At 70.9% G+C, this 14,362-nt stretch carries 11 protein-coding genes; 6 read left to right on the top strand and 5 right to left on the bottom strand.

Translation table 11 applies throughout. From position 1 onward, the window contains the following. Window positions 1–1,732, bottom strand: a 1,732-nt coding sequence (locus tag VET29_RS27330) for an AAA family ATPase (protein ID WP_324925551.1), incomplete at its 3' end; no start/stop codon positions are given. Window positions 1,733–1,885: 153 nt separating this feature from the next. Here VET29_RS27330 and VET29_RS27325 point away from each other — a divergent pair. Further along, window positions 1,886–2,794, top strand: coding sequence for a hypothetical protein (locus tag VET29_RS27325; protein WP_324925549.1), 909 nt, complete (start codon window positions 1,886–1,888; stop codon window positions 2,792–2,794). Between the two features lie 49 nt (window positions 2,795–2,843). Here the strand turns inward: VET29_RS27325 and VET29_RS27320 are convergent, their stop codons facing one another. Then, window positions 2,844–3,800 (bottom strand): AraC family transcriptional regulator, encoded by a 957-nt coding sequence (locus VET29_RS27320; RefSeq protein WP_324925546.1) that lies wholly within the window; start codon window positions 3,798–3,800, stop codon window positions 2,844–2,846. 145 nt (window positions 3,801–3,945) lie between these two features. Here VET29_RS27320 and VET29_RS27315 point away from each other — a divergent pair, with 145 nt between their 5' ends. Beyond that, on the top strand, window positions 3,946–5,406 hold the full coding sequence (locus tag VET29_RS27315) for an aldehyde dehydrogenase family protein (protein WP_324925544.1): 1,461 nt from the start codon (window positions 3,946–3,948) through the stop codon (window positions 5,404–5,406). 3 nt (window positions 5,407–5,409) lie between these two features. Here VET29_RS27315 and VET29_RS27310 read toward each other — a convergent pair whose 3' ends face one another. Both VET29_RS27310 and VET29_RS27305 read right to left on the bottom strand, forming a co-directional pair. Further along, on the bottom strand, window positions 5,410–6,258 hold the full coding sequence (locus VET29_RS27310; RefSeq protein ID WP_324925542.1) for a S1 family peptidase: 849 nt from the start codon (window positions 6,256–6,258) through the stop codon (window positions 5,410–5,412). A 29-nt stretch (window positions 6,259–6,287) separates the two neighbouring features. Next, the gene (locus tag VET29_RS27305; protein ID WP_324925540.1) at window positions 6,288–7,388 is read right to left on the bottom strand and encodes an acyltransferase; all 1,101 of its coding nucleotides are present in this window, start codon (window positions 7,386–7,388) and stop codon (window positions 6,288–6,290) included. 467 nt (window positions 7,389–7,855) lie between these two features. On the opposite strand from VET29_RS27305, the gene VET29_RS27300 reads away from it, so the two are divergent. Beyond that, the gene (locus VET29_RS27300) at window positions 7,856–9,568 is read left to right on the top strand and encodes a phospholipid carrier-dependent glycosyltransferase (RefSeq protein WP_324925538.1); all 1,713 of its coding nucleotides are present in this window, start codon (window positions 7,856–7,858) and stop codon (window positions 9,566–9,568) included. A 487-nt stretch (window positions 9,569–10,055) separates the two neighbouring features. Then, a complete protein-coding gene (locus VET29_RS27295) occupies window positions 10,056–10,790 on the top strand; it encodes an SDR family oxidoreductase (protein WP_324925536.1) in 735 nt (244 codons plus the stop codon). A 53-nt stretch (window positions 10,791–10,843) separates the two neighbouring features. On the opposite strand, the gene VET29_RS27290 is transcribed toward VET29_RS27295, so the two are convergent. Next, complete coding sequence (locus tag VET29_RS27290; protein WP_324925534.1) at window positions 10,844–11,722, bottom strand: RNA polymerase sigma-70 factor; 879 nt, start codon at window positions 11,720–11,722, stop codon at window positions 10,844–10,846. A 429-nt stretch (window positions 11,723–12,151) separates the two neighbouring features. On the opposite strand from VET29_RS27290, the gene VET29_RS27285 reads away from it, so the two are divergent. Together VET29_RS27285 and VET29_RS27280 are read left to right on the top strand one after the other, a co-directional pair. Continuing rightward, the gene (locus VET29_RS27285) at window positions 12,152–13,465 is read left to right on the top strand and encodes an extracellular solute-binding protein (protein ID WP_324925532.1); all 1,314 of its coding nucleotides are present in this window, start codon (window positions 12,152–12,154) and stop codon (window positions 13,463–13,465) included. After that, a complete protein-coding gene (locus VET29_RS27280; RefSeq protein WP_324925530.1) occupies window positions 13,462–14,361 on the top strand; it encodes a sugar ABC transporter permease in 900 nt (299 codons plus the stop codon). Before VET29_RS27285 ends, VET29_RS27280 begins: the two co-directional genes overlap by 4 nt. Window position 14,362: the final 1 nt, after the last annotated feature.

Below are 14,362 nucleotides of genomic sequence, written 5' to 3'. Positions count from 1 at the left end.
TGAAGATGTCGCGTGCCGCCACGAGGTCGGCGGCGGCCTCGTCGAGCTGACCGAGGCCGAGACGGGCCTCGCCGCGGTTGTTGAGACAGAACGCCCGGTAGGTGGTGAAGCCGGTCAGCTCGGCCAGCGGCAACGCGACCTCCAGCTCCGCCAGCGCGCCGCGGTAGTCGCCGGACTCGATCAGGTGGGACGCCCGGTTGGAGCGGATCCTGATCACACTCAGCACGTCCCCGGCACGCTCGGCGTGCCGCAGCCCGGCGTCGTTGTGCTCGGTGAGCGCGGTCTGGTCGCCACCGGCGGCGGCGAGCATCGCGAGGACGGCGTGCGCGGCCGCCAGCGCCGCGTCGTCGCCGCACTCCCGCGCCACGGTCATGGCCGTCGCCGCGGCGGTCCGGCACGCGGCCAGCTCGCCGCGTGCCCACTGTGCGCTCGCGACGCAGCTGTGCAGCAACGACTCCGACGCCGGGTCACCGCCGTCCAGCACGCTGCGGCCGCAGACGTCGAGCGCCTCGGCGGTGGCCCCGCTCAGGTAGTGTGACCACGCGATCCGGCGCGCGACCGCGGGCGCCAGGCACCGTCCATTCTCGACAGAGCGTTGTAGACAGTCGAGCGCGCTGGCCCAGTCGCCACGGACCTGGTGTGCCTCGCCGGCGAGCTGCCAGGTCCGGTGGTCACGGGAGTCCGGCGGCACCAGGCGGACCGCGGCGATCACCGCGTCCGCGCCACCCTGGCGCAGCACCTCGTCCACGTGCTCGTGCAGGAACCGCTGGATCCGGTCGAGGTCACCGAGTGCGGCGAGCGCCGACAGCGCCTCGTCGAGATGGTCGTTGGCGGTGAACCAGTCCGCCGCCACGTCGTACACCTCACGTGTCTCGGGCAACAGCTCCGCGATCGCCGGGACCACGCCGAACCAGCCGGCCGTCGACGGCAGCGGCTCGACGAACAGCCCGGTGAGACGCGCGGCCATCTCGACGGGATGTCCCAGTGCCACAAGCAGTTCCGGCCGGAACCGGGGGAACGCCGCGGCGTCGGTGAGGAACGCGCGGGTCGGTTCGTCGGTGATCACGTTGACACAGTCCAACAACCCGCCGGGTGGTTCGGCGGTGTGCCGCGCCGCCTCGGCGCGAAGCCGGACCGCGATCGGCCGGCCGCCGGTGGTTCGGTGCAGCGGCACGGGATCGGCCGGCGAGCCGAGCTGGGCGGTCAGGGCGGCGGTCTCCTCGGCGGTGAACGCCAGCTCGTCGGCGGTCAGCTCGGCGAGCTGCCCGCCTTCCCGCAGCCGCCGCACCGGGAACGGCGGCGCGCACCGGCCGGCCAGGATCAGCCGCACGCCGGGCGGAAGCTGCTGGCACAGACCCTCCAGCAGCCGGGCGGACGGGTCCCCGACGCCCACCAGGTGCACGTCGTCCAGCACCAGCACGAGCGCCGCGTCACGCAGCGCGTCGCAGAGGGTCGCGACGGCGGCATGCGCGTCGCCGGCGACCGCGGGCATCGTGAAGTCCAGGCCCGGCAGCACCTCCCGGATCGCCCGGGCCAGATGGCGCAGCGCCGGCCGGGGTTCGCGGTCGTCGGCGGCGCAGGTGTGCCATGCGGTGCGTGCCGGATCGGTCCAGCCGGTCAGCAGGGCCGTCTTGCCGTAGCCGGCGGGCGCGACGACCGTGGTCAGGCGGGTCGCGCGCGTGCCGGCCAGCAGCGTGGACAGCCGGGGCCTGGCCAGAAGGTGGGTCGTCACGACGCTCCCCTCGCCGCGTCTACGCGTGCATGGGAAGTTCGCCCGCCACACCCGGGTTCGTAACGGCCCTCTCAGCTCACCTTAAGGGCAGCTTAACGGGCAGCGGTTGCATGGTCACCGTCCAACTCCCCACGAGAAGAAGAAGGTCAGGGCATGGTTCGAAGATCATTCCTGCGCTCCCGGATCGGCATGGCCGTCATGGCCGTGGTGGCCGCGGTGGCCGGCACCGCGATCGCGGCGACGGCGGCGAACTCCGCGCCACAGCAGGAGGCCAAGGCGCCGGCACTGCCGGACGCGTTCCGGTACGTGTCCAGTCTCGACCTCGAGTGCTTCCGCACCAACCCCTACCAGCCGCCGCAGAAGCCGCTGACACTCACCCACCTCAACCCGGTGCTGGCCGGCCAGGCGCCGTGGACGATCCAGGGTCTCGGCCCACGCACCCAGCTCTGCTCCCCGGTGATGAAGAACGACCGGCTCCCGCCGGAGGACGTGCTGGACTTCGTCCGGTTCACGGACCTGTCGTGTTACCGGATCGGTGGGCCGAACATCCAGTTCCCGGTGAAGCTGAGCCACCTGAACCCCGTGCTCAAGGACTTCCCCGACCGGGCGGTGACCCTCCTGGCGCCTGAGCAGCTGTGCGTGCCGGTCATCAAGAACGACGAGAAGCCACCGGACGCGGTGCTGCGGTTCGTCGAGTTCATCGACCTGGCCTGCTACCGGGAGACGCCGCAGGTGCCGCTGGAGACGACGCTGAAGCTGACGCAGCTCAACAGGGCGTTGAGCGACGTCCAGCCGACGGACGTGCGGGTCAGGGAGAACCGCCAGCTGTGCGTGCCGGTTCGCAAGAACGCCCAGAAGATCCCGGACGACGTGCTGAAGATCGTGCAGTACATCGACCTGGAGAAGTTCGACATCATCGCGCCGACGATGGCACCGTTCACCCTGCGGCTGACCCACATCAACCCGCTGCTGGCCGGCCTGCCGGCCGAGGAGGCGACGCTACAGGCCCGCTGGCAGCTCGCCGTGCCGATGGCGAAGAACGGCAACGTGCCGACAGGCTGAGCCATCTGACGGGCCGGGCGTGCCGCCTGGGGTGCGCACACCCGGTCCGTCAGGTCATCCTCAACGTCTCCGCCGGCGGGCAGCCGTAGCGCCGCCGGTACTCGACCGCGAACCGGCCCTGGTGGCCGAACCCCCACCTCGCCGCGACGTCGCCGACGGTCGTGGCCGCCGGGTCGGCCGCCCGCAGCTCCCGGTGTGCCTCGCGCAGCCGGACCTGGCGCAGGTACCGCATCGGCGACATGTCGAGGGCGCGATGAAATCCCTGCTGCAGTCCCCGCACGCCCACACCGGTCGCCTTGGCGATGTCGGTGACGGTGAGCGGCCGGTCCGCGTTGGCCTCGATGTAGGCCTGCGCGGCACGCACGGTCGGCGGCCCGACCGCGGCGACCGGCGCCGCCAGCTCGTCGGAGTACTCGTGCCGGGACGCGAGCAGCAGCCCGGCCAGCACGCTGTGCGCGAACGGCGCGGCCACCATCGGTTGGCGGATCAGGGCCTTCGGGTCGGCGAGGTCGGCGGACAGTGACTGGACCAGCGCGAGCCACCGCGCGCCCCGCCCGCTCGACACGTCCAGCCCCAGGCCGAGCTCGACCGGTTTCCTGGGCCGCCGGTCCAGCAGCAGCGCCAGCTCGTGGTTGAGGGCCCGCTGCCCGATCCGCATCGCGAGCAGCGGCGCCGGCACGGTGAACTCGGCGGGCCGTTCGGGCGTGTAGACGGTCCCGAGGCCGGGGCCCGCGACCACCTCCTCGGCACCACACCTCGCCATCATCGGGCCCGCCGCCGGGATGTTGACCTGGTAGTAGCCGGGGTGCGTGCTCTCGATGCGCACGGCCGTGGTGTAGCTGAGCCAGCCGATGCTCAGCGCGCCGAGCGACACCACGTGCAGTGCGATGCCGAACGGGCCGTCGCCGACCACGGACAGCTTGTGCGGGTGCAGGACCCGGGTGGCGATGTCGCGGGTCTCGTCGAGGTCCTGGCTGTGCAGCGTCACCTCGGGCAGCTCGTGCATTGGCGCCTCCGGGACACGGAGCGCACTCCGTGGGTCAGTATGCGCACGATATCCCAGGAACCCGTTGCGATCTCGGGGACAGCGGAGTTTCCTGGCCCGCGGCCGGCACACGGTCCGGCCGCCGCCCGCGACGAGGGAGTCGCCCATGACCGTCGTAGACCGACGTCCGAAGGTCGAGCCGGGACAGCTCTTCGTCGCCGGCCACTGGCGGCCCGCCGCCGGTGGCGAGCGGATCGACATCCTCGACCCCGCCACCGGCCGAACCGTCACCACCGCGGCCGCGGCGACACCCACCGACGTGGGCGGCGCGGTGGCGGCGGCACGCGCGGCCTTCCCGGGCTGGCGCGACACCCCGGCCCGGGAGCGGGCGCGGGTCCTGCGGCGGGCGAGTGCGCTGATCATGGAAAGGGCGGACGAGCTGGCCGCCGTGGAGTCGCTCGACGTCGGCAAGCCGATCGCCCTGTGCCGCAACGTCGACGTGCCGACCGCGGCCGAGACGTACGAGTACTACGCGGCGCTCGCACTGACCGTCGAGGGCGCCCACCGCGAGGTCCCGTTCCCCGCGCACGCGTACACGCGCCGGGAGCCGCTGGGGGTGGTCGCGGCCATCACGCCGTTCAACTTCCCGATCATCCTGAGCAGCACGAAGCTCGCGCCGGCGCTCGCGGCCGGCAACACCGTGGTGCACAAGCCGGCCGACGAGACTCCCCTGTCCGCGCTGCTGATGGCCGGGCTGCTGACCGAGGCCGGGGTGCCGGCGGGGGTGGTCAACGTCGTCACGGGGGTCGGTGCGGTCGCGGGTGACGCACTGCTGTCGCATCCCGGCGTCGACAAGATCGCGTTCACCGGGTCGACGGCCGTTGGCCGGCACGCCGCCGCGGTCGCGGGTGAGCACCTCAAGCCGGTGACGATGGAGCTGGGCGGGAACGCGGCACACATCGTGTTCGAGGACGCGGACCTGACGCGGGCCGTGGAGGCGGTGATCAAGGCGTTCGTGTTCAACACCGGGCAGTTCTGCATGGGTGGGCCCCGGCTGCTGGTGCACCGCTCAAGCTACGAGACGATCCTGGAGATCCTCTCCCAGGCCGTGCCGGGCATCCCGGTCGGCGACCCGTTCGACGAGGCGACGGTCGTGGGCCCGATGGCGGCCGAGCGGCACCTCGCGAAGGTCGAGGAGTACCTGCGGGTGGCCGTGTCCGAGGGCGGGCGGGTGGTCGCGGGCGGCGAGCGGATCGCCGGCGACGGGTTCTTCCACCAGCCGACGGTGCTCGCGGACCTGCCGGCGGACTCGCGGGTCGTGCGGGAGGAGATCTTCGGCCCGGTGCTGACGGTGCAGGCGTTCGACACCGAGGACGAGGCGGTCGAGCTGGCCAACTCGACGCCCTACGGGCTGGCCGCGGGCCTCCAGACGCGGGACGTGGCGCGGGCGCACCGGGTCGCCGCGCGCCTCGACGCCGGGATCGTGTGGGTCAACGACTGGGCGATGCTCGACCCGGCGATGCCGTTCGGCGGCGTCAAGCACTCCGGCTTCGGCCGCGAGAACGGGCCGGAGGCGCTGCACGACTACACCCGCACCAAGTCGGTCCTGATCTCCCTGGCGCCGTGACCGTTACCCGGCGGTGCCGCCGGTCTGGTCGCGGATCCACTGGGCGACGACGTCCACCCGCGACATGATCTCGCGGCCCCCCTGCGGGCACGGCGGGCCGGAGCTCTCGACGGCCACCAGCGTGCCGGTGCGGTCGTCGTCGGAGGTGAAGTACGGGGAGCCGGAGTCACAGGGGCACGGGCTGTTGTCCACGGTGCGCGGCACCAGCGAGTCGGCCTCGATGGTGTACTGCTTGACCGACAGCACGCCGAACTGACCCTGTTTCACGTTGTCGGACGGGAGTTTCACGGTCGCGGAGCGTGAGCCCCAGCCGATGAACCGCAGCTGCTGGCCGACCGTGGGCGGTGCCGCGTAGAGCTTCAGCGGGACGATGTTCGGCACGGCCGAGGACAGCTTCGCCAGCGCTATGTCGTTCACCGGGGACTGCCGGACGTCCACGACCTGCGCCGTGTGGCCGCCGGCGTCGCTGTCCTTCAGCTTGCCGACGGTCACGGTGATCGTGTGGTCCGGCGGGCCGCTGATCCGCTTGTCGTCGATGTCGTGGAAGCAGTGCCCGGCCGTGATGATCCACTCGGGCGCGATCAGCGAGCCGCTGCAGCCGCCGCTGCGCACCCCGCCGCCCGGCACCGGGATGTCGGCCGAGGTGATCTTCGCGTTGAACGGCAGGACCGCGGCCGGTGGGGGCGGGCTCGTGGTCGTGCCCTTCCCCTTCTGCCCCGCCGCCTGGGTGGGCGCCGTGGCGGGTGGTTTGGCCTGGTCGGCCCCCGCGCTCGTGCCGCCGTTGGTGACGACGGCGAAGGCCACGCCGGCGCCGAGGACGACCGCTGCCGCCATCGCCCAGGTCCGTCGCACGGAGTGCCTTCTCGGATGTTTTCGCACGCCTACTCGTGATCACTTCTCATCAGGATCGGTTGGGTCGCCGTCCGACTCTGGCTCGCCGTGGGCTCGCTCGGTGCCGCCGGTTCGGGCACGGACCTCTTCGCGGGCAGGTCGAAGACCCACGTTGTCGGCAGAATCCGATGCAGCATAAGGCAGATCCACACCACCAGTGTGGTCATCATGGCAGGTTCCACCGCCGACACCGCCACTCGCAGGGTGCCGGGCAGGTGCGCGATCGGGCCGCGCAGCGACAGGTGCAGCAGCGCGAGGATCGGCATGTGCATGACGTACACCGGCAGCGTCCGCCTGCCGATGCTGGTCAGCGCCCTGGTCAGCGCCGCCCAGCGCGTCACCAGACTGAACAGTGTCACACCGAGGAAGACGGCGACGAGGCTGACGGCCGGCCACAACCCGAACCACGTCTTGACGCCGAGATGTTCGATCACCACGAGAATGCCGAGATACGGCACGGCGACGGCGGCCAGCCGCACCCAGCTGGCCGTCTCGGCCACCCGCGGCAGGACTGACTTCCCGTACAGGCCGACGAGGAAGAACACCAGGTTCTGGTACAGACCACCGCGATCGCCCGGCGTGGCAACGAGTTCGGCGGCCGCGACGGCGGACAGCGCGAACGCCGCGGCGAGCATGACCGGGGGCGGGATCCGCAGCGACACCTTGGCGACCACGAAGTAGATGGCCAGTGCCTGGAGATACCACAGGTTCGACGGCGTGATCGTGAGCTGTGCCAGGAACTTGAGCACGGTGTCGGCACGCTCGGTGCCGAAGTCCGGGACCACCGAGAACAGCAGGGTGTGCACGCACAGCCACAACGCGTACAGGTAAAGGAACTTGGCCACCTTGGTGCGGCCGATCACCTGCCACGGCCGGCGGACCGCGTTGGCCGCGAAGAACCCGGAGATCGCGAAGAACAGCGGCATCCGCAGTGGTAGGAGCAGTTCGCCCACCGAGCCCCACGCGCCGAGGAACGGCGTGGCGACGTGCCAGTCGATCTGCAGCAGGTCCTTCATGATGACGTGCCACAGCACGACGAGCACGATGCAGACGCCCTTCGCGACGTCCGCCCATTCGAGCCGTTGCCTCACCGGGGGTACCGGACCGAGAAGATCGCCGCTGAAGCTCCCCACATCCTCACGACGGTCGTCCAAGATGGCAGCCTCTCATCCACGTGTGGTGACAGCCGAGCCTGCTGGACAGAGTTCGATTTCCGCGCCGCACTGCCCGTTCTCCCAAGTAACACTGTCCTCCAGGGCAGGTCAGTGGTCGGTCCACTGTGGCGTGGCCCGGCCGTGGCCGCCGTTCGGGACCTTCGGGCAGCTGTCAGCGTACCGGGCCGGTGTACGGACCCGGTGAGTCATGATCGTCCCAAGGGTTTCCCCAGGACAGGCATGGTCACACCCGTTGCCACGCCTCACGCGCGCGCCGCCGTGGACCTGGATGCTGTGGCACACAACACAGCGCGTCCCAGTACCCTCGCCTGTGGCAGGCGCTCGTAGCGCGTCGCTGTTCGCGTGTCGTCCGCGTTGTCGTCTCCGACGGAAGGACCTTCGGGTTGTCGTCCAGCACGAGCCAGATACCGAACACGGGCGAGGCGACCTCGGCGGACCCGCCGGCGGAGGAGCGCCCGGCGGGCCGGTTCGGCTGGCCGCGCCGGCACCGGCGGTGGGTGTTCGCGTTCGTCGTGGTCGCGCTCCTCGCCGAGATGGCCATCGCGATGGTCACGACGGCCGTGGAGCAGACCCCGACCATCGACGAGCCGGTCTACGTCGGCACGGCGGCGGTGTACCTGCGGGAGCACAGTGTGCGGTACAACCCGGAGCATCCCCCGCTGGGCAAGCTGATCATCGCGACCGGGCTGGCCTTCGCCGACGTGCGTCTCGACCCCGCCTTCGCGGGCAACCAGAGCCAGCTCGGCCAGCACGTGCTGTACGAGTCCGGCAACGACGCCCGCCGGCTGATGTTGCTGGCGAGGCTGCCGGTGATCGTGCTGACGCTGCTGTTCGGGCTGGTCGTCCTCGCGTTCGCGAGCGATCTGGCCGGCCCGGCCGGCGGGCTGGCGGCCCTCGCGCTGTACGCGTTCTCCCCCGATGTCATCACGAACGGGTCGCTGGCCACGCTCGACGTGCCGACGGCCGGGTTCCTGCTGACGTCGGTGTGGCTGCTGTGGCGGGCCCGGCGCCGTCCCGTCCGCTACCTCCCCCTCGCCGGACTCGCCCTCGGCGCGGCCATCGCGACGAAGATGAGCGCCCTGGCGGCGGTGCCGGTGCTGATGCTCCTGGTCGTGCTGTCGGTCTGGCACGCCCGCCGCACCCCCGACCTCGACGCCAGGCGGACCGCGCGGGTCCTCGGGCTCGGTGTGGCGGCCGCGGTGGGCGTGGCGCTGGTCGCGGTCGCCGTGGTGTGGGCCGCCTACCTCGCCGTGGACCCGGGGCTGCGGTGGGCGTCGCCGCCGGACCTGCCGGCGCTCCACGGCCTGCGCGCGCTCGTCGACTGGCTGCCGTTCCCCGAGTCGTACCGGTACGGGATGCGTGTCCAGTTCGGCTTCGAGGACCGGCTGTGGGGCGGCTTCCTGTTCGGCCGGCAGTACGTCGGCTCGCTGTGGTACTACCTGCCGGCCGCGCTGCTGGTGAAGACGCCGCTGGGCACGCTCGTGCTCTGGCTGGCCGGCGCCGTCGCGATGGTGTCGGTTCGCCGGCTGCGCCCGGCGGCGCCCTACCTGCTCGTGCCCACGGCCGTGCTGCTGGTCGCGGCCATGACCGGTTCGCGTGACCTCGGCGTCCGGTACGCGATCTTCGTGCCGATGTTCATGGCGGTCGCGGCGGGCGGCGTGGTCGCCGTGCGCCGGCGGTGGGCGCGGGTGGCGGTGGCCGCCCTGGTCGTCCTCACCGCGGTCAGCTCGCTGTGGACGTTCCCGTACTACCTGCCGTACTCCAACGAGGCGTTCGGCGGACCGGCGAAGACCCACCTGCGCCTGCACGACTCGAACGTCGACTGGGGACAGGACCTGGGCCGGCTGGCCGACCGCCTGCGGGAGCGTTACCCGGACGAGCGGGTCTGGCTCGTCTACAAGGGCGCCGGCCTGCCGTCCTACTACGGCATCGAGGCCCACGACCCGCTCGTCCAGCCCCCGGACCGCGTGCACGGCCTGCTCGTGGTGTCCGACTCCGCCATCGCCAAGGCCGACGACCGCCTGCGGGCGCTGCTCGACGGCAGCACACCGATCGACGAGGTCGGCCACTCCATCACGATCTACCGCCGGCGGTAGACCCGACCGGCGGGCGGCACACCGGGACGAACCTGCGAACCGATCCGCGTCAGGCCCCCGAGCTCGGGAGCCCGCGGTGGGCATCCGCGAGCCCCTTCTCGTTGCCGGCGGCGCCGGCGATGCCGATGAGGTCTCGGTGACGATCCGGCGGGCGAAGTAGTCGGCCTGCACCGCGGCATGACCGGCGGACCGTGCGTCACCTCGGCACCGCCGACCCAGCTCAGCGGGGCGTGCGGCGCCCCGTCGAGAGATCGGCGACGAGGTCGCCGTGCCGGGTCGGCACGGCGCGCCGGCCGGGATCCTTCCCGGCGGCCCCGGGAGAGATTGCCCCGCTCGAGTCACAACTCGCGGGGCTGTCCTGTCTGAGCGGGTGGAGCCTCGTCACCACGCGCCGCGAGCCGGCCAGACCGGTGCTCGGCGTGGTGGACGATGAGGAACCGGCACGGCGTGACGACCGTCACGTCGCCTGGCAAGGAAGGTCGCTGAAATGAAGATCGCCGTCATCGGTGGGACCGGGCTCATCGGCTCGCAGGTGGTCAGCATCCTGAACGCGGGTGGGCACGAGGCGGTGCCGCACTCGCTGTCCACCGGGCTGGACCTGCAGAGCGGGCACGGCCTGTCCGAGGCGCTGGACGGGGCCGACGTCGTCGTCAACCTGACGAACTCGCCGACGTTCGACGACGCCTCCCCCGCGTTCTTCCGTACCACGATGGACAATCTGCTCGCGGCCGTCGGGGACGCGGGCGTCGGGCACGCGGTGATCCTGTCGATCGTGGGTGCCGACCTGGTGCCGGACCTGGTCTACTACCGCGCCAAGGTGCTGCAGGAGGACCTGCTCAAGGCCGGCCCCGTGCCGTACTCGATCGTCCGTGCCACGCAGTTCTTCGAGTTCATGGACGCGGTGCTGGCCTGGACCGCCGACGAGAACACCGTCCGGCTGCCCGCCACGCCCGTCCAGCCCATGGCCGCGGCCGACGTCGCACAGGCCGTGGCGGACGTCTGCGTCGGCGCGCCGCTGCTGGGCACGCGCGACGTCGCCGGCCCCGAGGTGTTCACGCTCGACGAGCTGGGCCGGATCACCCTCGCCGCCAAGGGGGACCCGCGCACGGTCGTCACCGACGCCGGCGCCGGCATGTTCGCCGCCGCGCCGGGCGACGCCCTCGTCGCGAAGGACGGCGCGGTGATCGCGAAGACCGCCTACCGCGAGTGGCTCGCGCGGTAGACCGCTCCGGGGCCCCGCGCCGGCCGCTCGGCCCGGCGCGGGGCCCCGTGCCGTCAGGCCACCGACGCGAACTTCTCCGGGTTGAACATCCACAGCACCTTGTCGATGCCCTCGGCGGTGGCGCAGACCGTGAACACGCACCGCACCTCGCCGTCGTGCCGTAGCACGACCGACGCCTGGCCGTTCGTGGTCACCGGGCGCAGGTCGACGTCGTCCCAGAACCAGTCCGCGAACGCCGCCAGGAACCTGGCCACGCGCGACGCGCCCACGACCGCGACCTTGGCGACCCGCGCCCGGCCGTCGCCGTCGGACAGGCTCGTCACCTCGGCCGTGAAGAGCCGTTCCAGCGACGTCATGTCACCGGAGCGGGCGGCCGCGACGAACGCGGTCAGCAGCTCCCGCTGCGCGGCGGGGCTCACCGGGGTGCGGCGTTCGCCGGTCACGTGCCTGCGGGCCCGGCTGACGAGCTGCCGCCCGGCCGGTTCGGTGGACCGCAGGATGTCGGCGATCTCCGCGTAGGAGTAGTCGAAGGCCTCGCGCAGGACGTAGGCGGCGCGCTCGTGGGGCGTGAGCTTCTCCATCAGCAGGAGGGTGGCGAACTCGAGGGCCTCGCCGCGCTCGGCCCCGAGGTAGGGGTCGGCGCTGGTGTCGACGGGCTCGGGCAGCCACGGCCCGACGTAGGTCTCGCGGCGCACCCGCGCGGACCGGAGCGCGTTGATGGCGAGCCGGGTCGTGGTCGTCGCGAGGAAGGCGGCGGGGCTGGCGACGGCCGCGCGGTCGCAGGCCTGCCAGCGGAGCCAGACGTCCTGCACGAGGTCCTCGGCCTCGGCGGCGCTGCCGAGCATGCGGTACGCGATGCCGAACAGGCGCGGGCGCACGCTCGTGAAGACCGCCGCGGCCTCCTCGAGGTCGTCCACGGGTTCGGGACGCACACCGTCACCCCGTCCTGGTCGTGCCGTTTCCGGTCCATCATGCACCGAGCCCACCCGGCACGCCGGTGACCGTCAGTCCTCGACGAGGCGAGCCAGGCCTTGGAGGGGCCGCCAGGATGGTGGGTCGCCGGTGACTCAGCGGAGGCGGTCCGGCACCCAGACGGCCGTACCAGTACGTGAGCGCTTCCATTATCGTCAGCCCCAATTCTCGACCGATCGACACCGGACCTTTGCGAAACTTTCGGTGATCGACCGGGAAGAAATGGCGACCCCGTGTGAGCGTGGACATCGCATTTCGGGCAACGAATGGGAGTTGACCTTGACAGTCCGAGACCAGACCTGATACCTAGACTGGACAACTTGAGATTTCGAAAGTTTTCGGAGACGGCCCCAAAGAAGTCGGCGCCTCTCGAGAACGGGAGAACCAGCGTGGAAAACCAAATCTCTCGACGCACCATCCTCGGCTTCGCCGCTGGTGCGCCGGCCCTCATGGCGCTTGGCGCGTGTGGCACCTCGGGACCAGGAAGCGGTGGCAGCGCCACCTACTGGTACCTGAGCGGGCAACCGCAGGAGGGGGTGCGGACCGGCACCGTCGACCGGTTCAACAAAGCCAACCCCGACAGCAAGATCAACCCCACCACCTTCCAGAACGACGCCTACAAGACGAAGATCAAGACCGCCATCGGCGCAGGCCAGGCACCCACGCTCATCTGGGGCTGGGGTGGCGGCACGCTGGCCACCTACGTCAAGGCCGGCAAGGTCGAGGACCTCACCTCGTGGTTCGACCAGAACTCGGCGGTCAAGGACAAGCTGTTCCCGTCCTCGTTCGGCGCGGCGACCATCGACGGCAAGATCTACGCGATGCCGTGCGAGACCGTGCAGCCGATCGTCCTGTACTACAACAAGCGGGTCTTCGACCGGCTGAAGGTGGAGCCGCCGCAGTCCTGGGACGAGATCATGGCCCTGGTGCCCAAGTTCAACGCGGCGGGCATCGCACCGTTCTCCCTCGGCGGCCAGTCGCGGTGGACGAACATGATGTGGCTGGAGTTCCTGTTCGACCGCATGGGCGGGCCCGACGTGTTCCAGGCCGTGTTCGACGGCGAGAAGGACGCCTGGTCCAACCCGATCGCCATCCAGGCGCTGACCAAGGTCCAGGACCTGGTCAAGGCGGACGGGTTCATCAAGGGCTTCTCCTCGATCACCGCGGACTCCAACGCCGACCAGGCGCTGCTCTACACCGACAAGGCCGCGATGATGCTCCACGGCTCGTGGTCCTACGGCATCCAGCAGGCCGACGGCGGCGACTTCGTCTCCAGCGACGCGCTCGGCTACATGAACTTCCCGCCGATCGAGGGTGGCAAGGGCGACGAGACCGACACCGTCGGCAACCCCGCGCAGTACCTGTCGATCTCCTCGAAGGCCACCAAGGAGCAGAAAGACATCGCCAAGAAGTTCCTCGCCAAGGGCGTCCTCGACGACGAGGAGGTCAAGCAGTGGATCGGCACCGGCGGCGTCCCCGTCCTGAAGGGCACGCAGGACCTGCTGGCGAAGGACAAGAACGCCGACTTCCTCAAGTTCACCTACGACGTCGCCAGTAACGCCAAGGTGTTCGCGCAGTCGTGGGACCAGGCGCTCAGCCCGACGGCCGCGGAGACGTTGCTGGACAACATCGTCAAGCTGTTCCAGCTGTCCATCTCCCCGCAGCAGTTCGCCGACAACATGAACGCGGTAATCGGTCAGTGACCGAACCGACCAATCGGCCGCAGCGGCGCGGCCAGTACGGAATCCTCCCGTGGCTGGCCGCGCCGGCGCTTCTCGTCTTCATCGGCTTCGCCATCATCCCGGTGTTCGGTGTGCTCGCGCTGAGCTTCACCACCTGGGACGGGCTCGGCGAGATCCACCTCACCGGGCTGGACAGCTGGCGGGCCGTGCTCACCGACCCCGGACTGCCGCACGCCGTCTGGATCACGTTCCTGGTGGTGGCCACGTCCTGGGCCGTGCAGACGCCGCTGAGCATCCTGCTCGGCACGTTCCTGTCCGGCTACCAGCGCTACCGCGGCCTGCTGGCCATCGTGTACTTCATCCCGCTGCTGCTGAGCTCCGCGGCGATCGCGATCGCGTACAAGGCGTTGCTGGACCCGAACTTCGGGCTCGGCGCCGGGCTGGGGGTGAAGTTCCTCAGCCAGGACTGGCTGGGCCGCCCGGTGCTCGCGTTCAGCCTCGTGGTGTTCGTCGTGTCCTGGCAGTTCATCCCGCTGCACACGCTGATCTACCAGGGTGGTGTCCGGCAGATCCCGCAGTCCATGTACGAGGCCGCGCAGCTGGACGGCGCCGGCCGCGTCCGGCAGTTCTTCAGCATCACCCTCCCCCAGCTGAAGTACACGATCATCACCTCGTCGACGCTCATGGTGGTCGGGTCGCTGACCTTCTTCGACCTGATCTTCGTGCTGACCGAGGGCGGACCGGGCGACGCGACCCGGGTGCTGGCGCTGGACATGTACAAGCGAGGGTTCCAGGCCAACCTGATGGGACCGGCGAGCGTCATCGCGGTCTTCCTCGTCCTGTTGGGGCTCGTCCTCGCCCTGCTGCTGCGGCGGCTCGGCGGCGACGCGTCGGAGAGCCAGATCGAGGGCGCGTGAC

The sequence above is a fragment of the Actinophytocola sp. genome (assembly GCF_035634895.1).
Classification (GTDB): Bacteria; Actinomycetota; Actinomycetes; order Mycobacteriales; family Pseudonocardiaceae; genus Actinophytocola.
Note: the sequence above shows the minus strand (reverse complement) of the source record. Positions and strands in the feature narration are given on the sequence as shown.